Source organism: Peribacillus sp. NPDC058075 (assembly GCF_042885195.1).
Taxonomy (GTDB): Bacteria; Bacillota; Bacilli; order Bacillales; family DSM-1321; genus Peribacillus.
Genome location: NZ_JBHVSL010000008.1, coordinates 1 through 17,978, shown reverse-complemented (window position 1 = coordinate 17,978; position 17,978 = coordinate 1). Strand labels below are relative to the sequence as shown.

Here is a 17,978-nt window from a genome sequence, read left to right as displayed (position 1 = left end):
TTAAATGGAGTTGAGGGATCTTAATGAGTATGAATGTTCTAGTGATTGCCGCTCATCCCGATGATGAAATTCTTGGAAGCGGCGGAACGATAAAGAAATTAATTAATCATGGCTATAAGGTAATCACAGTGATTGCCGCCAAGGGACGTAAGGAAGAGGAGCAGCACATTCAGCCATTAATGCAGCAAGCTAACAAACACTTAGGAGTAGACGAGGTCCTATTTTTGGAATTCCCCAATCTATTGTTGGAAACAATTCCTCTTCACAAAATCGCCAAAGCGATTGAAGCTCTATTGGATAAGTATGAACCTTCTTTAATTTTCACTCATCATTATGGAGATACAAACAAAGACCATCAAATTTTGTTTCAAGCAGTCATCACAGCAGCCCGGCCGTTGCCTGGTAAACCACCGATTGAGATCCTTTGTTTTGAAACGGTTTCTTCCAGTGAATGGAGCCAGCATACGAATGACAAGGAATTCAAACCCAATTATTTTGTGGATATTACAGATACCATCGATGACAAGCTGCAATCTCTTCACCATTATGATATAGAAATGAGACCATTCCCTCATCCACGTTCATATGACGGAGTGGAATATTTAGCGCGGGTCAGGGGAATGACGGTTGGGGTCGAATTCGCAGAAGCTTTTGAAATCATAAGGAGAGTGTGGAAGTGACAGGAAAACATCTAAAGGACCAGCATTTTGTGCCGACTCTTTTTCCTTACCTAATCTCAGCTATGGATCAATATTATGAGATTAATGAAATAGTTGAAGAAGAACAAGTGGTAGAAAGGCAGCGAATCCATTCAGCAGGAATTCAAAACAAAAAAATGAAAATATTAATCACAACGTTTTGGGAGTATCCAAGTATCGGTGGACTGCAAAACTATATCACAACACTTAAAAACGGCTTGGAAAAATTAGGTCATAGCGTCCATGTAATAGCACCAAATCATTTTCCATCTAAAGAAATGGAGGCGTTACGAACTAGATATTCTAAGGAATTTACACATTTTTTTATCAATCGGTATGGCAGCTGTAATGAAAAAATTCTACACAACATTAGCAAACTATATAGTTACTATACGATGTTAAAGGATATTGACCTGGAGCAATATGATATTATCCACGCACAAGATCGATATACAGCTAATGTAATTGGGATACTAAACCGATCCCTTCAAAAACCTCTTCTTTTTACACCTCATGGATTTATGACCCACAACAGATTAAAGTTTAACTTGATGGAAAAAGGGTCGGTTGAGGAAATCTATTTTTCGGCCATTGACAGACAAGCCATTAAAAATGCTAATCAATTAATCATCATTTGTGATGTCTTTCGCCCAATTCTAATAAATTTAGGTGCGGAGGAATCTAAAATGACCACTGTTTATACTGGAATTGATTTTGGTGGATCGAATATTCGGAAGAAAAGGAAAAAAAGCAAACCTAACATGGTGATAACTTGTGTCGCACGCCTTCGACCACGTAAAGGTCATAAGTACCTATTTGAAGCCCTTGCGCTTATTAAAGACAAGCTGAAAGATGTAGAAGTCCGGATAGTAGGCGATGGTGAGATGAGAAAGCAGCTCGAGAAACAGGTTAATAAGTTGGAATTGAAAAACGTTTCCTTTTTAGGCAGCAGAGAAGACATACCTCAATTGCTAAGTGAATCAGACATATTTATTCTGCCAACCACAAGCGATACGCTGCCAATCTCAATTATTGAGGCCATGTTTGCCAAACAAGCAATTCTTACTACCAATTGTGGCGGAATCCCGGAAATTATTAAAAATAATCATTCAGGATTTATTGTTGAACCAGCAAACCCAAAGAAGCTTGCAAAAAAGTTATCGCTCTTATTACGAAAAAAATCCATTAGAAAAGAATTAGCACGCAATGCACAGGCATTTGCACTAAAACATTTAACCACTAGTAACATGGTCAAAAAGATTGAAGAAATCTATCAATCATTATTTTGAAGGAGGAAAGAGCATGCTACATGATGTTCCAGCCGTTGTTCTTGATCTAAGTGCAACCGGTATAGGGATTGTGAGGAGTTTAGCGAAAGAAGGGATAAAGGTATATGCGTTTGATACGAGCGGAAAATATGAAATTGGTAAAACTCGGTTTGCCACTTGCGGAATTTGTCCGAATCCAGTTAGTGAGGGACCAGCATTAATACTATTTCTTACTAGACTGTCGCAAAAGTTGGGTCAAAAGCCAGTCCTGTATGCGGGTTCTGATGACTTTGTTCAGTTTATTTCAAAAAACAGATTTGTCCTTTCACACTACTATCGGTTTCTATTACCTAATATCACACTGGTCGAAGCTGTATTAGATAAAAGATTAACGTATGAATTGGCCATGAAATCAAATGTGCCATGCCCCAAAACCTACGCTATAAATAATGAAGAACAATTTGAGCAAATTATCGATCAAATTACCTTCCCTTGTATATTAAAACCAGTGTATTCTTCTCATTTCCGCTCAAATATCGATCATCATCTTTATAAGAAAGCCATTGTAGTAGAACACCCTTCCCAATTGAGAGAAGAATACCTTTTTTATCGCCCATACGGTGAACTAATGATCCAGGAAGTCATTCCTGGTGCGGAGGATTGTATTTATTCCGTCAAGACTTTTTTTGACGAACAAATGAATTTAATTGGTTTGTGGATGAACCAAAAATTACATCAATTTCCCCCTCATTTTGGATCCACTGCTCTTGCCCTAAGTGTTAGGGATGAAGAAGTCATTCAACTTGCTACTACCTTTCTAAAGGATATTCAATTCAAAGGCTTGGCTATTTCTGAATTTAAACGGGATCCTAGAGATGGGAAACTGAAATTTATCGAAATCAATTCAAGAATAGGTTTAACTCAAGCATTATCGATTGCTTGTGGGGTTAATTTGGCTTACTTATATTATTTATCCCTTACCGGGCAAAATCCATCACCAGTGACAGAGCAGAAAGAAGGGGTCAAATGGGTTTACTTCGTCCGTGATTTTCTTTCCTTTCGCCAAAAACAAAAAAATGGGGAAATGAGGTTCGTTGAGTGGATAAAGAGCTTATATGGAAAAAAGGTTGAGGCTCTCTTTGCTTGGAATGACCCTCTTCCATTTGTTCGGAGTTTTGTTTCCCATTTGCGAAATTTATGGGGGAGACAGTAAAAATGATAAAAGAGGGAGGGAACTTTCCATTTGAATAGTATAGAAGAAATTCTTAGCAGTTGGAAACAATTTGATTGGGAAAAAAAGCTTGGAAATGTCCTTGGTAAAAAAATGAAATTAGTGGAAGAAAGAATAGAATGCCTCAAAAATTCACGTGAAAAGACAAGTATTTGGAAGTTGGTTCTAACTGATGGCACGGAGTTCATTCCCATTGTGCTTAAAATATACAAACTGCCACTGAAAGAAAATCATAGGTTGGAAATTAATATGTATCAAAAAGCCTATAACATTTATCACGAGATTATGCCGCGTTTGTATTGGCTTGAACCGAATGTAAATGGGAATGAAACATGGATGTTTACCGAATGTTTGAAGCCGTTACGAGGACAAATAAAATTAGCTCCAAATCATTTGGAACGAATTATCCCCACGGTGGCAAAGTTTCATGCCAAAACCTTTGATAATCAATTTGTGAGGCATGCAGATCTTTTCGACGCCTCTCTTCCCCATTTTGATTCTGAGGAGAAGGTAAAGGAAAGAACTAAAGGGGTCAAAAAAGCAATGGAAAACCTAGATTTGGCAATGAAAGATCCTAACTTAAAAGAATTGGTGGAACCAAGGTATAAAATTATCAAAAGAATATTAAAAAAAGGTCCGGTTTTTTTTCCCGAAATTACTAAATCTGGCCAGTGCTTGATTCATGGCGACCTCCATGTCCACAATATTTGCTGTGAAAATGCGAATGATGATGAGGAGAATTGGAAAGTCTCTTTGATTGATTGGGAATCAGCGAAGCATTATCCTTGCTGGTATGATTTGGTCGTTCTAGTCGAATTATTAATAGATTTTCGCTGGGATTGGCAACAAAAAGAAGAGGAGATACGAAGTCAATGTGTGCAAGCTTATTGCCAAGAAATGTTAAAATACGGGATAACCTTCAGTGAGGATCCACTGAATCTTCTTAAAAAGGCGTATTTACAAAGAACCCTAGAAAAAAAGCTGGCTAGCCATTTGCAAAAGGTGTTGGACGGAGGAAAAAGCACTCTTCTCAAGAGATACCTTGAAAAAATTGAGGTTTGGGGAAAAGAACTTGGGTTATATTAGTGCATCGCACGAATTCATAATACAGCATGCAAAATATTATACGGTCTTCTCCTATATATATAGAAATGATAGTTGTGAGTCCGGATGAAGGTACTCGTTACAGGCGGAGCTTTGATTTATTGGTTCACATGTTGTCGATTTATTAATTGGCTGTTTTCGCATACTTTGTTGCTATTTACCAAGTAAAGCGGTGTGGTTGATTTACTCTCCAGATGCTCGCTTTCCGCGTGGCGGGCGGTGAGCCTCCTCGTCGTAAACGCCTGTGGGGTCTCACCTATCCCGCTGCTCCCGCAGGAGTCTCACACTTGCGCTCCAATCAACCTTAAATCGTTTTGTTTTAAAAACAACAATCTTTACTAAAAGAGCCTATTAATTCAATCAGGTTATGAACCGCTAGTAGTGGATCATTTACGTTCAGGTAAACGAGAAAATGTGCCTTCTCACGTTTGTTTCATTGATTTGGACATTTCTTCACCACAAATAGAAGATGTTTTTGCTCGAGAAAAACCGGATGTAGTGATCCATTTAGCGGCACAAGTGGATGTTGCCTACTCGATACAAAATCGAGTTGAGGATACTAATCAAAATATTCTTGGAACGATTCGTACGATGTAAAAAATTCATACTTTCCTCGTGGAAATTATTTCCATTATACTGCAATCCTATTATGGCATTAGAAATGTATATTCAAATATTTAACATACCTTCAATATTGGTTGTGATTCGAAGATAAGTATTAATGAACTTTATCAGATGATTACATCACTTACCTCTATAAATATTCACTCCCTCTCCATGCCCCAACGTAAGGGAGATATACGCTATAGCCGATTAGATAATACCAAAGCTTCTTATCTTTTGGACTGGAATCCGGCTTATGATTTGAAAGCTGGATTACATGAAACTTTAAAGTATTATAAAGGTTTTTAAAATTATAGGCACATTTGAAGAAATATCGAAAAAAAGGAGATCAGAAATGAATGATTTTGAAAAAATAGCAGCCAGGAAAAAAGGCGTTGTAACCGTTCAAGACCTGAGTGGTTACACAATGCTTGGAAAGGGGGCAGATGGATCCGTCTTTCTATTGCCCCCTCAGAAGTGCGTCAAAATTTTTGTTAATGAAGACACACAAAAAAAGGAATTACATGCACTGCAAAAAGGACAATCGTCTCCAATCATTCCTAAATTATATCAATATGGTTCTAACTATATAGTGATGGAGTTTGTGAAAGGTTATAATCTTAAGCATTATTTAAAAAAAGAGAAAAAACTCTCAGAGGCAATTGCGGGGAAAATATTATCGATGCTGGATGAAATGGAAACTGTGGGTTTTACGAGACTAGATATTGAAGTTCGCCACATTTTTTTCAATGAACTAGGGGAAATAAAAATAATTGACCTTAAGAGGGCATTTAATACGGTCAGATCTGTCCCTACTAAATTGTTGACTGATTTAAAAAAGATTGGATTTTTGGAAGAGTTTTTGGAACATGTGAAAAAGCTTCGCCCATCCTTATATAAGGAATGGAAAAACTTAGTGACTGATAAAAAATAAGCATGCCTCAAGCCTTCAAAATCAAGGGCTTACAACAACCTGATCACTTCGGAAACCTTCATAATTTTTATCTTTAACTCTTCACTCAATTCTGTTGCTACCATGGTGACTGTAAATTGCTGATCGAACTGCTCTTCTTCCGAAAGTTCTACGGGTGGTTGCGTCTTGATTACTTCATCTGACTTTTCAAGCACCTCAAATACCATAAACACCTTTGCCGCTTTTAAAAGACAGTCCTCATGCAACCCTATCGAAATTTCGAAGCTGTTGAAGCCTTGATCTTTGGACTGCTGAAGTACTTTCCATTCAAATTCATCATACTCTCCCGCAGTCATTTCCTCATTTTTCAAGAGCGATAGAAGCTGCAACCTGTGCAATTAGAGGAAGACACGGGGGACTCCCCTTTTTCAATCAATTCAAATTTACGACAAAAAAAAGCACACCTAGCGGCGAACAAACTTGAAGAATCAAATTTAAACGGTGGAGTAATTCGGTAGTCAAACATCACTTTCGAAACTTTTGCAAATGAGTGGCTAGAATACTATGGAACTCAGGTAAAAGTGAGTAGCGTTGGAGCCCGTAGGATAGCTATGAAGCATCTTGTATCAACCTGGGGGCACCTTCCGCTTCGTAATATTACAAAGATATGTATCAATCTCGAATCAACGAACTAAATAAGGAATTTAGCCATAACTATTTTGACAGTATCCATACGACGGGAAACATGATCTTCAAGCATGCTATCAGGCAAGACTTGATAAAGACAAATCCAACCTATGGTTTTGTCATGCCCAAAAAGCATGTGACTGTTGAGGATATCGAGGAAGACGAGGTTAAGGGAAAGTTTCTTGAGTTAAATGAACTGAGAACCTTTCTACGTATCACAGAACAAGGATTATATCTAGACTATCTATGTTTTGCTACTTTGGCATATACCGGTATGCGCTTAGGCGAAATGTTAGCATTAAAATGGACAGACCTGGACCTTACTAAGAAAACTATAAGAATCACCAGTACATACTATAAATACCATTTGCTTCATAACCCTTGGATGCCTGACGTTTTCAGCAAAAATGAAATCTTGATCCTTATATACTAACCGTTGTTTCATTTTCAATTCCATCTGCTTACACTTGTGTGCTTTAAATAAGGCGAAAAGTCCATCGTCAATCATGATTGTGCGGATTGACTTTTTTGTTTTTGGGGTTAGGAGTTGATAACCTGTACTTTTGTTATTTGGATTGCGTTTACAGCGTTTAATGAAGCATTTGGATGTAGACAAGCATATTACCCCCCACAGCTTTAGACATACTTATACATCCCTTCTCATTGAAGCTGGGGCAGGCGTAAAAGAGATTCAAGAAAGATTAGGGCATTCAGACATCAACACGACGATGAACATTTACGCTCATATGACTAAAAATATCGAAGAAAAGACCTCCCATAAGTTCAGTGAACTTACGAAAGGTCTTCTCTAATTGGTGAAGTAAAATTGTTTCAAAAACTGAAAGTTAGCAAAAAGGTTAGCATTTCACTAATCTCCACCTTACCAAACCCCTATAAATCAAGGGTTCAAGGCGATGATTACATCATGCCGCCCATTCCGCCCATTCCGCCCATGTCAGGCATGCCCATGCCGCCAGCGCCTGCAGGTTCTGGTTTGTCAGCAACGACAGCTTCTGTTGTTAAGAACATAGCTGCTACAGAACCAGCGTTTTGTAGAGCTGAACGAGTTACTTTAGTAGGATCGACGATACCGGATTCGATCATGTTCACCCATTGTCCAGTAGCTGCGTTGAAGCCAGTGCCTACTGCTTCGCCTTTAAGGCGCTCTACGATTACAGAGCCTTCAAGTCCAGCATTGTGAGCGATTTGACGAACAGGCTCTTCGATGGCACGAAGAACGATTTTCACGCCTGTTGCTACGTCGCCTTCCGCTTGAATTTCAGCGATTTTATTGTATACGTTAAGAAGTGCTGTACCACCGCCGGCTACGATACCTTCTTCAACAGCGGCACGAGTGGAGTTCAATGCATCTTCAATACGAAGTTTACGTTCTTTTAATTCTGTTTCAGTAGCTGCACCGACTTTGATTACCGCTACGCCACCAGCTAATTTAGCAAGGCGTTCTTGTAATTTTTCACGGTCGAATTCAGAAGTTGTTTCTTCTAATTGAACACGGATTTGGTTTACACGAGCTTGAATTTGAGCTGTATCTCCAGCTCCTTCGACGAGCGTTGTATTTTCTTTTGTAACAACCACTTTAGACGCACGGCCTAATGAATCGATTGTTGCAGATTTAAGATCAAGTCCGATTTCTTCAGTGATTACTTCGCCGCCTGTAAGAGCTGCGATGTCTTCAAGCATTGCTTTACGACGGTCACCGAATCCAGGAGCTTTAACCGCAACAGCGTTGAATGTTCCACGAAGTTTGTTCACAACAAGAGTTGCAAGCGCTTCGCCTTCTACATCTTCAGCAATCAATAATAGCGGTTTACCTTGTTGTACAACTTGCTCAAGTACAGGAAGGATTTCTTGGATATTCGTGATTTTTTTATCTGTGATCAAGATATATGGATTTTCTAGAACAGCTTCCATTTTATCTGAATCAGTAACCATGTATGGAGATGCATATCCGCGATCGAACTGCATACCTTCTACTACGTCCAATTCAGTTGTGAAACCTTTAGACTCTTCGATTGTGATGACGCCGTCGTTACCAACGCGCTCCATCGCTTCCGCAATCAGTTGGCCCACTTCTTCATCAGCTGAAGAGATGGCAGCAACTTGTGCGATTGATTCTTTGTTTTCAACAGGTTGGGAAATGGCTTTCAATTCTGCGATTGCAGTATTGACCGCTTTCTCGATTCCTTTACGGATACCCATTGGGTTAGCACCAGCTGTTACGTTTTTAAGACCTTCGCGGATCATCGCTTGTGCAAGAACCGTCGCAGTCGTAGTACCGTCACCAGCTACGTCGTTTGTTTTGCTTGCTACTTCAGCAACCAATTTTGCACCCATGTTTTCGAATGCATCTTCCAATTCGATTTCTTTAGCGATCGTCACACCGTCATTAGTGATAAGCGGTGAACCGAATTTTTTCTCAAGAACCACGTTACGACCTTTTGGTCCAAGCGTTACTTTAACTGCATCTGCAAGTGCGTCCACACCACGAAGCATGGAGCGGCGAGCTTCTTCACTAAATTTAATATCTTTAGCCATTTATAAGTACCTCCCTAAAATTTTAAGAAAATTTTCGTTCAGTTAAGTATGATGTATAATTAGCCGATAACAGCTAGAATGTCGCTTTCACGTAAAATTAAGTATTCAGTGTTTTCGTATTTAACTTCAGTACCTGCATATTTTGAGAAAATAATTAGATCGCCTTGGGCAACCTCTAAAGCAACACGTTCGCCATTTTCAAGGACACGGCCAGTACCAACTGCTACTACCTTACCTTCTTGTGGCTTTTCTTTAGCCGTATCAGGAAGAACAATACCGCTTGCAGTTTTTTCTTCAGTTTGAACTAGTTCAATAATAACGCGATCACCTAATGGTTTTAACAAGTGGAACAACCTCCTCATATTCTCTTGATAATTTGTTACATGATTATTAGCACTCTTCATCATCGAGTGCTAACACATTTATAATATTAAATAAACCGAGCCTTTTTTGCAAGTATCTTATTGAAAATTTTTTATTAATTTCTGATAAATTACGGGTAAACTACTTTAGCATAATGATTTCCTTAACAAAGTTTTTTAAATGTTTCGTTAGGGGTACCTTTAAGTGGTGTTCTGCCTCAATTTTTGATACCATTTTGAAGTATGCGTTTATAGCTTGTCCCCATAACAGGAACGTTTCGAGCGGAATGGGTGACTATAAAAGGAGTTTTCATTTTTGAAAAAAGAATATTGGTTCGTCATCATCACTTATATTGCCATGCAATTATCCAGTATTGTTGGGGTACCCATTTTCATGCTGATCGGGTCTTATACCGGAATGCCGGCTGATGAACTCCAAGTGAAATCTGCAGCATACTGGATAGTTTTCAGTTTTCTCGTTGCTTTATTCTTGATTCTTTTTTTAATGAGAAGAGTTATGAGGGAAAATTTAGACACGAGAAATCAAACATCTGTTTCCATATCCATCTTATGGGCAATTGCAGGAGTGTTCATGGCTCTTTTTGCGCAAAGCCTTGCCGGAAGCATTGAACAGATGCTTGGGGTGGAATCTGAATCTGAAAATACGCAGCAACTCATTTCACTCATTTACAAAGTCCCCATGGTCATTTTCGTCACTTCAGTAATTGGACCTATATTGGAAGAATTAATTTTCCGGAAGATCATTTTCGGATCACTTCATAAACGCTTTAACTTCTTTATTTCAGCTTTAATCAGCTCAGTTATTTTCGGCTTGGCGCATGGTGAATTTGAACATCTTCTTTTATATACGGCAATGGGCTTCACTTTTGCTTTCCTTTATGCAAAAACAGGACGCATTCTCGTATCAATGAGCGCTCATATTGCGATGAATACACTTGTCATCATCCTTCAAGTGGTATATCGGGAGGATATAGAGAAGATGATAGATACTGCACAGGCCTTCATCGGAGGTTTATTATGAAACGTCAATCACCCTTATTCATGGGCATCATCTATGCGGGCTTAGGAGCCCTTTTTACCGCTATCGCGATTCAAACCGTCAATTCTTCTGGATGGGGACTCTTCGCCTACATACTTGTCCTCATTGCGACTCTTGACTTTGGATCGGGCTTACGCATGATTATGCTGCACTTTAAGATTAAAGCCGCACAAAAAAATAAGAAAAAATAAAAAAACGCAGCAGCATTTCAGACTGTAGACAATTTCGATTAAAATTGAGTCTACAGTTTTTTTTATTTAATAAATGTTCCAGTTGCTTGAAGATCGCTCCCTTTCCGCCGACTGTCTGCCAAGCCGCATCAAAGCAAGCGTATGTGGGGGCTCGGCTAGCCAGTTTTTCGGCAGGAGTGACGCAAATTTCTTCAATCCATTGAGCAATTTTATAAAACTGTAAAAAACCATGAAGAATAATCTATCCTAAACATCGTCCTAGGTTAGAACAACCTAAAAAAATCTAGTTGATTGTAACGGAAGGTGCGAGACTCCTGCGGGAAAAGCGAGTCCAAGGGAGACCCCACAGGCGCAAGAGCGCCGAGGAGGCTCCCGGACCGCCCGCGGAAAGCGTGTGCCTGGAGTGGAAATTAACGTTTAAATTGTACCTCAAAGGTTAAAAACATGAAGGATAATCAAAGTTGGTTTTAAAATCTAAGTTCGGGATGAGCCCCCCTTTAGTGTACAAACTGAAAAGCTGCAACAAAAAAACGCTGCAATGATGCAGCGTTTTTTTCATTCCTCCAATGCGGCTTCTTCCACTATTGGGTAATGTTTCAGGAAGTAGATGAGCGACTGAAGCTCCACGGCCAGGTCAATATGGTGGACCCTAATGGATGGAGGCACGGTCAGCCGTGCAGGTGTAAAATTCAATATCCCTTTTATATCAGCTTTGACTAGACGATCGGTTATCGTCTGGGCTACCTGTGCAGGCACGGTCAATATAGCCGCAGTAATATTATTTTCCTGCAATAGTGTATCGATTTGATCCATATGATAGATGGGCACATCAGCTATTCGCTTGCCGACCTTTTCTTCAGAAACTTCGAAAGCCATTTCAATTTTTGTATTATTATTTTTCATGAAATTGTAATTTAAAAAAGCGGTTCCTAAATTTCCTACCCCGATTAAAGCGACTTTGGTCAATTCATCTTGATCTAGTGTTTTTCTAAAGAAGGATAATAAATAATTGACATTGTAGCCGTAACCTTTTTTCCCAAGCGCGCCAAAGTAGGAAAAATCACGGCGTATGGTGGCAGAATCCACTTTTACAGCTTCGCTTAGCTCTGCCGAGGAAACTCTTTGTTTGCCTGAGGAATGTAAGTTCTTTAAAAATCGATAATACAATGGCAACCTTTTGGCTGTTGCCTGCGGTATCTTTGGGTCATGGTTCATTGTTCTTCCCCGCCTTCACACATGCTTTTCAACTTAATTCTCTATCTGTTTGTTTTACTTGTCTTTTAAAATCGTTACTGGAAACTCCGCCTGTTTTCTCCACTAAGAATGTAGGCCCAATCACCATTCCCTTATCAATGGCCTTACACATGTCATAAACAGTCAAGGCCGTCACGGATGCAGCTGTTAACGCTTCCATTTCCACACCTGTATTCCCTTTTGTCTTAGCTTGCGTTTCAATCCTAAGCCTGTATCCTTGTTCTTCTTTTTCCCACTCAAAGGCTATATTGACCCCTTGCAGAGCAATGGGATGGCACATCGGAATGATATTGGATGTATTTTTGCTGGCCATTATTCCTGCAACCTGTGCAACAGCCAGTACATCACCTTTTTTCATTTTCTGGTTCGTGACCAATTCATATATTTCATCATTCAATAAAATGCTCGATTGAGCTACTGCCGTCCGGGTTGTTTCTGGCTTAGCACTCACATCGACCATTTTGGCCCTGCCCTGTTCATTAAAATGCGTTAAGTCTCCCATTTAAGTAACCCCTCCTAAATCATACACTATTATTCCACTTTATGTAACAGCTTTTGTTTTACCATGGAACCAAGCTGTTGCCGATAATCACTAAAATACGTTACACTATCTATAATCAATTGAGGTGAAATCTATGATTTTATTACAAATCAATCAACTATCGAAATATTATGGAGCTGAACTTATTTTATCAAATATGAAGCTCGAAGTTCAAAATAAAGATCGAATTGCACTTGTCGGCCGAAATGGCGCCGGCAAATCCACTCTGCTAAAAATCATAGCCGGGCAGCTTTCCCATGATGGCGGTGAAATTATCAAACCAAAAGGCGTCACAATCGGCTATATGGCCCAGGATACGGGATTGGAATCTGAACTGACGATTTGGGATGAGATGCTGACCGTTTTCACGGACCTTATAGAGCAGGAAAAGGAACTGCGTCGCCTTGAGGCTGATATGGCCAGACCTGACATCTTTGAAAACGAAACGATTTACCAAAAAGTGCTGAATGAATACGACACTTTGATGGTGGCATTCAAAGAGAAGGGCGGTTATCAATATGAAGCGGATATTCGTTCCGTATTGCATGGGCTTCAGTTTGCTGACTTTGACTATTCTACCCCAATTTCCACTTTAAGCGGCGGGCAAAAAACAAGGCTTGCATTAGGAAAGCTGCTTTTAAGGAAACCGGATATATTGATTCTGGATGAGCCGACGAACCATTTGGATATCGAAACCCTATCTTGGCTTGAACAATATTTACAAAGCTACCAGGGAGCTGTCCTTATTGTTTCCCATGACCGTTATTTTTTAGATAAAGTAGTAAACCTGGTATATGAGATTTCCCGGAATAACATGAAAAAATACCATGGTAATTATAGTTCTTACCTAGAGGGAAAAGCGGAGGATTATGAGCGGGACATGAAACTGTTCGAGAAGCAACAAGGGGAAATCGAAAAGCTTCGCGACTTTGTCCAACGTAATATCACGAGGGCCTCCACTACGAAAAGAGCACAAAGCAGACGCAAACAGCTCGAAAAGATGGATGTATTGGACAAGCCGCAAGGTGATGAAAAATCCGCGAATTTTTCTTTCCAGATTGAAAGGCAAAGCGGAAATGAAGTACTTCACCTCCAGGACTTGGCTATCGGATACGATGGGGAAACGGTATCAAAGAATATTAATTCCCGTATGACTAAAGGTGAGAGCATAGCTCTAGTTGGTCCAAATGGAGTTGGAAAATCGACTTTATTGAAAACAATCATTTCTAAGCTGCCTGCACTTTCTGGGGAATTCCGTTTTGGAACGAACGTAGAAGTCAGCTACTACGATCAAGAACAGGCTAACCTTGTTTCCAATAAACGCGTACTCAATGAATTATGGGATGACTATCCCCTTAAACCGGAAAAGGACATCCGCACCGTACTCGGTAATTTCCTATTTAGCGGGGACGATGTTTTGAAAACCGTTTCCACACTAAGCGGAGGCGAAAAGGCCCGGCTTGCTCTAGCCAAAATGATGATGGAAAAGGGGAATTTTTTAATTCTTGATGAACCAACGAACCATTTGGACCTCGATAGTAAATTGGTGCTTGAAAACGCATTGATCGATTATCCGGGAACCATTCTTTTCGTTTCACATGACCGTTATTTCATAAATCGGATAGCAACGAAAGTGATAGAGCTCTCCAAAGACGGCAACGAAGAATTCCTCGGTGATTATGATTACTATTTAGCGAAGAAACAGGAGCAGGCGGAAATCCAAGCACTAGAACAGCAGGATCAAGCTAAAACTTTAGATGCAGCTGTAGAAAAAACAAATTACAAAATTGATAAAGAAGCAAAAAAAGCTGAACGCCAGCGAAAACGGCGCATTGAGGAAATCGAGGCTGCCATGGAGCTTCTTGAAATCGAGATAAGCGAATATAATGACCTCCTTTGTGATCCAAATGTTTTTCAGGACCACGAAAAAGTGATGGAGGTCCAAACAAAGCTTGATATTGCACAGGAAAGTTTGGACCAGCTGCTCGAAGAATGGACTGAACTGGAAGAATGACAAAAGGCCGGGTCAATCGACTCGGTCTTTTTCCATTCAATTTAATAAGTTATCCACAAACTTGTTAACAAACCGCTTACCGTTCATTAGCCAATAATTCAAGTTATGCACATTATCCACAGAAACATATCCACTTATCCACAAAATCACCACTTTATACACATGCAGTAGGATGAACAAAAAAACTTTATCCACAGAATATTCTATTATTTTATTAACACGATAAAAAGACAGGATGCCGAAGTACGGGATCCTGTCTTCTCGTCAATTAGAATGCTTCTATATCCAAGCCAGGATTTCCGTTCAAATCCAAGCCAGATCGTTTTCCTTTTTCAAACATGACACTGCCAGCAGCACCGATCATGGCGGCATTGTCCGTACAAAGATAGAGGGGCGGAATGGATATATCCATTGGTAAATCCTTAAAAGCTTCCGTTAATGCTTCCCTAAGACCTTTATTTGCCGCAACTCCTCCAGCAAGCAATACCTGCTTCACATTATATTCCTTTGCAGCTTTTACAGCTTTCATTACAAGCACTTCTATCACACTTGCTTGGAAACTTGCCGCTAAATCTTTAGGTTCGATTTTTTCCCCGCGCTGTTCTGCATTATGCAAAGTGTTGATCACCGCCGATTTCAACCCGCTGAAAGAAAAATCATAGCTGCCATCCAACCATGCCCTAGGCAGTTTCAAAGTTGGTGAGCCTTCTTGCGCCAGCCTATCGATATGAGGACCGCCAGGATAAGGAAGCCCCAATGTTCGAGCCACTTTATCATACGCCTCTCCTGCCGCATCATCCCGCGTCTCCCCTATCACTTTGAAAGAACCCGGCTCTTCTAAAAGCACCAATTCCGTATGACCTCCCGAAACGACTAAAGAAAGCGCAGGATATTCAATCTCCTGAATAAGCCGATTTGCATAGATATGACCCGCGATATGATGCGTACCGACAATCGGTATTCCATGTGCGAAAGCTACAGCCTTCGCCGCATTCACGCCAATTAATAGTGCTCCTACAAGGCCTGGACCTTCTGTAACGGCAATGGCATCCAAGTCTTCATATGTCACACCAGCCTGCAGCAGTGCTTCTTCAAGAACAATCGTAATTTGTTCTACATGATGACGGGAAGCTATTTCAGGGACGACACCGCCAAAACGTTTATGGCTTTCGATTTGTGAAGCCACGACATTACTCAGTATCTCCGTACCATTTTTTATGACAGCTGCCGCAGTTTCATCGCAGCTCGTTTCAATACCTAATATAAATTGATCTTTTTTCATGTAAAATTCACCCACATAACATAAGCATCTTCTTGATTGTCTGTATAATAATTTTTTCGGATTCCGCCCTTTTGGAAACCTAGTTTTTCATAGAGCGAAATGGCTATTGCATTACTGACACGGACCTCAAGCGTCATCCTCACCACACCCATCGAAATGGAGATTTCAATCATCTTCCTGAGCAAAGCTTCTCCTAGCTTTTGCCCTCGGTATTCGGGCAATATCGCTATATTGGTAATGTGCGATTCATCAATGACGATCCAGGCACCGCAATAACCGGCGATTTTACCTTCATCCTCTATCACCATGTATACAGCATATTGGTTATGATTCAATTCATTATAAAAAGCTTCCCGGCTCCAAGGCAAAGTAAAGGACTGCTTTTCCACGTTTAGCACTTGGTCGATATCTTCCGTCTTCATTTTTCGGAACGTCAATGTTTTACTCATAATAATCGGTCGCTTTCCTTGTTTATTTCCCCTGCTGCTGTTCAAGCCACTTAGCTTCTGCTTCAGCCATGCGGATATAATTCGGTACAAACTGGTGAACATCCACTTCTGTCTTATCAAGACCAATGAAGGCCAGTTCACTTGGCCTTGAATTATATGACTGTACCGGAGCAAATACCGCCAATTCCCCTAATGCCTCCGTAATTGCATCCCGATGGATGTCCACATCTTGACCAACAAATAAAACAGGACGATTTAATTCCTTTAATTGATTCGCCCACTCAGAGGATAGAATATTACAATCTTCTATGACTGTCTTTAAAGAATCCTTCTCCATTTCATATAATCCAGTATAAATCTGCCCTCTTCTTGCATCGAACAAGGGAGAGATCACCCCGTTAAAATAACGTCCATTAGCTGCTAAAACCTCTAAGCTGGAAACACCTGATAAGGGAATCTGAAGCGTCCACGCCAGGCTTTTCGCTATCGTCACTCCAATCCTGACCCCTGTATATGAGCCTGGACCTTGAGCTACCACTATCTTAGTCAATTCCTTCGGCTTAGTATCACAATCCCTCAGCAGTGTCTCAATTGCCGGCATTACCCGTACCGAATGATTTTTCTTTAAATTTGTCGTATACTCACCAATTACTTGATTCTCGTTTACTAGGGCAATCCCTAATGTAAAATTCGATGTATCTATAGCTAAAACCTTCATCAAATAATCTCCTTACATAACTTTACATATCGTTCGCCTTTGGCTTCCAAAACAATACGCCGGCTGGTATCGCCCAGGCGATAGATATAAATGGACAAGATTTCCTCTGGAAGGTGATCCTTTATTAAATGGGCCCATTCAACGACAGTCACACCATCACCATCAAAATATTCATCAAAGCCTAGATCTTCTTCCGATTCACTTACCCGATAGACATCCATATGATATAAAGGCAAGCGACCCATGTATTCCTTTATTATCGTAAAGGTAGGGCTATTCACCATTCTGGTAACACCTAATCCTTTAGCCAGCCCTTTTGTGAATGCCGTCTTTCCTGCACCCAAGTCACCTTCTAAAGCCAGCACATCTCCACTGGAAAGCTTTTGTGCCAATCTATGCGCAAATTGCGCGGTTTCTTCCTCACTCTGAGAAATCCATTCAACATGTTGCATATATCAATCACCTTTATCATTATTAGGAAACGTCCTATTGTTCATGTCCATAACCATAAACGCGATATTATGGAACGAAAACCATTCTATATGTAGTTTACCTTGTTTCAAAAGAAGAAACAAATAAGTTAGAAACATAATTAATCGAATTTCAGATAAAACAAAAAAACGAAACCTAAGTTTCGTTTTTTTCATGATTGCGGGGACAGGATTTGAACCTGCGACCTTCGGGTTATGAGCCCGACGAGCTACCGGACTGCTCCACCCCGCGACGGTATAAATGTTGCTTTTATAAATATAGTATTCCCATTTATTCAAAAAGAATACAATGATTATAAGCTTGGCGGCGTCCTACTCTCACAGGGGGAAACCCCCAACTACCATTGGCGCTGAAGAGCTTAACTGCCGTGTTCGGAATGGGAACGGGTGTGACCTCTTCGCTATCGCCACCAAACATTTAATCTTTTTAGCACATTTATTATCATACCATGTATGAAAACAAAATGCAAGAAGAAATTTTCATTCCTTCAAAACTAGATAATAAGAAGGTATTTCATTTTTTAAAAAGCGATGGTTAAGTCCTCGATCTATTAGT

21 protein-coding genes, 1 tRNA gene and 1 rRNA gene are annotated in these 17,978 nt (G+C 40.1%); 12 read left to right on the top strand and 11 right to left on the bottom strand.

Features of this window, described 5'->3' with window-relative positions; translation table 11 throughout:
• Positions 1-23: 23 nt before the first annotated feature.
• The 6 genes from ACFVS1_RS25360 to ACFVS1_RS25335 all read left to right on the top strand — a co-directional run bounded on the left by ACFVS1_RS25360 (position 24) and on the right by ACFVS1_RS25335 (position 5,838).
• Positions 24-680 (top strand): PIG-L deacetylase family protein, encoded by a 657-nt coding sequence (locus ACFVS1_RS25360; protein WP_352926589.1) that lies wholly within the window; start codon positions 24-26, stop codon positions 678-680.
• The gene (locus tag ACFVS1_RS25355) at positions 677-1,987 is read left to right on the top strand and encodes a glycosyltransferase family 4 protein (protein WP_387551828.1); all 1,311 of its coding nucleotides are present in this window, start codon (positions 677-679) and stop codon (positions 1,985-1,987) included. Before ACFVS1_RS25360 ends, ACFVS1_RS25355 begins: the two co-directional genes overlap by 4 nt.
• Positions 1,988-2,000: 13 nt before the next feature.
• On the top strand, positions 2,001-3,179 hold the full coding sequence (locus ACFVS1_RS25350; RefSeq protein WP_352926584.1) for a carboxylate--amine ligase: 1,179 nt from the start codon (positions 2,001-2,003) through the stop codon (positions 3,177-3,179).
• 30 nt (positions 3,180-3,209) lie between these two features.
• Positions 3,210-4,283: a phosphotransferase gene (locus ACFVS1_RS25345; RefSeq protein WP_387551824.1), complete on the top strand. Its 1,074-nt coding sequence runs from the start codon at positions 3,210-3,212 to the stop codon at positions 4,281-4,283.
• A 372-nt stretch (positions 4,284-4,655) separates the two neighbouring features.
• Complete coding sequence (locus ACFVS1_RS25340; RefSeq protein ID WP_387551905.1) at positions 4,656-4,898, top strand: NAD-dependent epimerase/dehydratase family protein; 243 nt, start codon at positions 4,656-4,658, stop codon at positions 4,896-4,898.
• A 361-nt stretch (positions 4,899-5,259) separates the two neighbouring features.
• Positions 5,260-5,838, top strand: coding sequence for an RIO1 family regulatory kinase/ATPase domain-containing protein (locus tag ACFVS1_RS25335; RefSeq protein ID WP_387551821.1), 579 nt, complete (start codon positions 5,260-5,262; stop codon positions 5,836-5,838).
• Positions 5,839-5,867: 29 nt separating this feature from the next.
• Here ACFVS1_RS25335 and ACFVS1_RS25330 read toward each other — a convergent pair whose 3' ends face one another.
• Positions 5,868-6,188: a hypothetical protein gene (locus ACFVS1_RS25330; RefSeq protein ID WP_387551818.1), complete on the bottom strand. Its 321-nt coding sequence runs from the start codon at positions 6,186-6,188 to the stop codon at positions 5,868-5,870.
• 153 nt (positions 6,189-6,341) lie between these two features.
• Here ACFVS1_RS25330 and ACFVS1_RS25325 point away from each other — a divergent pair, with 153 nt between their 5' ends.
• The 3 genes from ACFVS1_RS25325 to ACFVS1_RS25315 all read left to right on the top strand — a co-directional run bounded on the left by ACFVS1_RS25325 (position 6,342) and on the right by ACFVS1_RS25315 (position 7,316).
• Positions 6,342-6,512 carry a tyrosine-type recombinase/integrase gene (locus ACFVS1_RS25325; protein WP_387551902.1) on the top strand — a complete coding sequence of 57 codons (171 nt, stop codon included), beginning with the start codon at positions 6,342-6,344 and terminating at the stop codon, positions 6,510-6,512.
• Positions 6,485-6,937 carry a tyrosine-type recombinase/integrase gene (locus ACFVS1_RS25320; RefSeq protein ID WP_387551815.1) on the top strand — a complete coding sequence of 151 codons (453 nt, stop codon included), beginning with the start codon at positions 6,485-6,487 and terminating at the stop codon, positions 6,935-6,937. Before ACFVS1_RS25325 ends, ACFVS1_RS25320 begins: the two co-directional genes overlap by 28 nt.
• Before the next feature lie 130 nt (positions 6,938-7,067).
• Entirely contained in the window at positions 7,068-7,316 is a 249-nt protein-coding gene (locus ACFVS1_RS25315) for a tyrosine-type recombinase/integrase (protein ID WP_387551812.1), read from the top strand.
• A gap of 106 nt (positions 7,317-7,422) precedes the next feature.
• Here the strand turns inward: ACFVS1_RS25315 and groL are convergent, their stop codons facing one another.
• Together groL and groES are read right to left on the bottom strand one after the other, a co-directional pair.
• The gene (gene groL, locus ACFVS1_RS25310; protein WP_352926576.1) at positions 7,423-9,060 is read right to left on the bottom strand and encodes a chaperonin GroEL; all 1,638 of its coding nucleotides are present in this window, start codon (positions 9,058-9,060) and stop codon (positions 7,423-7,425) included.
• Positions 9,061-9,119: 59 nt separating this feature from the next.
• A complete protein-coding gene (groES, locus tag ACFVS1_RS25305) occupies positions 9,120-9,404 on the bottom strand; it encodes a co-chaperone GroES (protein ID WP_101225604.1) in 285 nt (94 codons plus the stop codon).
• 334 nt (positions 9,405-9,738) lie between these two features.
• Here groES and ACFVS1_RS25300 point away from each other — a divergent pair, with 334 nt between their 5' ends.
• The gene (locus ACFVS1_RS25300) at positions 9,739-10,464 is read left to right on the top strand and encodes a CPBP family intramembrane glutamic endopeptidase (protein WP_387551809.1); all 726 of its coding nucleotides are present in this window, start codon (positions 9,739-9,741) and stop codon (positions 10,462-10,464) included.
• Entirely contained in the window at positions 10,461-10,673 is a 213-nt protein-coding gene (locus tag ACFVS1_RS25295; RefSeq protein ID WP_034306342.1) for a YdiK family protein, read from the top strand. Before ACFVS1_RS25300 ends, ACFVS1_RS25295 begins: the two co-directional genes overlap by 4 nt.
• A gap of 555 nt (positions 10,674-11,228) precedes the next feature.
• On the opposite strand, the gene ACFVS1_RS25290 is transcribed toward ACFVS1_RS25295, so the two are convergent.
• Positions 11,229-11,888, bottom strand: coding sequence for a redox-sensing transcriptional repressor Rex (locus ACFVS1_RS25290; RefSeq protein WP_241593744.1), 660 nt, complete (start codon positions 11,886-11,888; stop codon positions 11,229-11,231).
• A 28-nt stretch (positions 11,889-11,916) separates the two neighbouring features.
• Positions 11,917-12,429, bottom strand: a complete 513-nt coding sequence (moaC, locus tag ACFVS1_RS25285; RefSeq protein ID WP_352926570.1) for a cyclic pyranopterin monophosphate synthase MoaC — start codon at positions 12,427-12,429, stop codon at positions 11,917-11,919.
• Between the two features lie 133 nt (positions 12,430-12,562).
• Here moaC and ACFVS1_RS25280 point away from each other — a divergent pair, with 133 nt between their 5' ends.
• A complete protein-coding gene (locus tag ACFVS1_RS25280) occupies positions 12,563-14,482 on the top strand; it encodes an ABC-F family ATP-binding cassette domain-containing protein (protein ID WP_387551805.1) in 1,920 nt (639 codons plus the stop codon).
• A 268-nt stretch (positions 14,483-14,750) separates the two neighbouring features.
• On the opposite strand, the gene tsaD is transcribed toward ACFVS1_RS25280, so the two are convergent.
• From tsaD to rrf, 6 genes are all read right to left on the bottom strand, one after another.
• Positions 14,751-15,764 (bottom strand): tRNA (adenosine(37)-N6)-threonylcarbamoyltransferase complex transferase subunit TsaD, encoded by a 1,014-nt coding sequence (gene tsaD, locus ACFVS1_RS25275; RefSeq protein WP_076372381.1) that lies wholly within the window; start codon positions 15,762-15,764, stop codon positions 14,751-14,753.
• Complete coding sequence (gene rimI, locus ACFVS1_RS25270) at positions 15,761-16,213, bottom strand: ribosomal protein S18-alanine N-acetyltransferase (protein WP_387551802.1); 453 nt, start codon at positions 16,211-16,213, stop codon at positions 15,761-15,763. The genes tsaD and rimI overlap by 4 nt, the downstream gene beginning before the upstream one ends.
• A 22-nt stretch (positions 16,214-16,235) precedes the next feature.
• On the bottom strand, positions 16,236-16,931 hold the full coding sequence (gene tsaB / locus ACFVS1_RS25265) for a tRNA (adenosine(37)-N6)-threonylcarbamoyltransferase complex dimerization subunit type 1 TsaB (RefSeq protein ID WP_387551799.1): 696 nt from the start codon (positions 16,929-16,931) through the stop codon (positions 16,236-16,238).
• Positions 16,931-17,383 (bottom strand): tRNA (adenosine(37)-N6)-threonylcarbamoyltransferase complex ATPase subunit type 1 TsaE, encoded by a 453-nt coding sequence (gene tsaE, locus ACFVS1_RS25260; protein WP_352926556.1) that lies wholly within the window; start codon positions 17,381-17,383, stop codon positions 16,931-16,933. Before tsaE ends, tsaB begins: the two co-directional genes overlap by 1 nt.
• A gap of 197 nt (positions 17,384-17,580) precedes the next feature.
• Positions 17,581-17,654: transfer RNA gene (locus ACFVS1_RS25255), tRNA-Met, on the bottom strand.
• A 67-nt stretch (positions 17,655-17,721) separates the two neighbouring features.
• A 5S ribosomal RNA gene (gene rrf / locus ACFVS1_RS25250) occupies positions 17,722-17,837 on the bottom strand.
• Positions 17,838-17,978 lie beyond the last annotated feature (141 nt).

Coding starts and splice junctions, on each gene's coding strand:
- rimI (WP_387551802.1), bottom strand. CDS start 16,213: ATGAGTAAAACATTGACGTTCCGAAAAATGAAGACGGAAGATATCGAC.
- tsaE (WP_352926556.1), bottom strand. CDS start 17,383: ATGCAACATGTTGAATGGATTTCTCAGAGTGAGGAAGAAACCGCGCAA.
- ACFVS1_RS25290 (WP_241593744.1), bottom strand. CDS start 11,888: ATGAACCATGACCCAAAGATACCGCAGGCAACAGCCAAAAGGTTGCCA.
- tsaB (WP_387551799.1), bottom strand. CDS start 16,931: ATGAAGGTTTTAGCTATAGATACATCGAATTTTACATTAGGGATTGCC.
- ACFVS1_RS25350 (WP_352926584.1), top strand. CDS start 2,001: ATGCTACATGATGTTCCAGCCGTTGTTCTTGATCTAAGTGCAACCGGT.
- moaC (WP_352926570.1), bottom strand. CDS start 12,429: ATGGGAGACTTAACGCATTTTAATGAACAGGGCAGGGCCAAAATGGTC.
- groL (WP_352926576.1), bottom strand. CDS start 9,060: ATGGCTAAAGATATTAAATTTAGTGAAGAAGCTCGCCGCTCCATGCTT.
- ACFVS1_RS25280 (WP_387551805.1), top strand. CDS start 12,563: ATGATTTTATTACAAATCAATCAACTATCGAAATATTATGGAGCTGAA.
- ACFVS1_RS25360 (WP_352926589.1), top strand. CDS start 24: ATGAGTATGAATGTTCTAGTGATTGCCGCTCATCCCGATGATGAAATT.
- ACFVS1_RS25295 (WP_034306342.1), top strand. CDS start 10,461: ATGAAACGTCAATCACCCTTATTCATGGGCATCATCTATGCGGGCTTA.
- ACFVS1_RS25320 (WP_387551815.1), top strand. CDS start 6,485: ATGTATCAATCTCGAATCAACGAACTAAATAAGGAATTTAGCCATAAC.
- ACFVS1_RS25335 (WP_387551821.1), top strand. CDS start 5,260: ATGAATGATTTTGAAAAAATAGCAGCCAGGAAAAAAGGCGTTGTAACC.
- tsaD (WP_076372381.1), bottom strand. CDS start 15,764: ATGAAAAAAGATCAATTTATATTAGGTATTGAAACGAGCTGCGATGAA.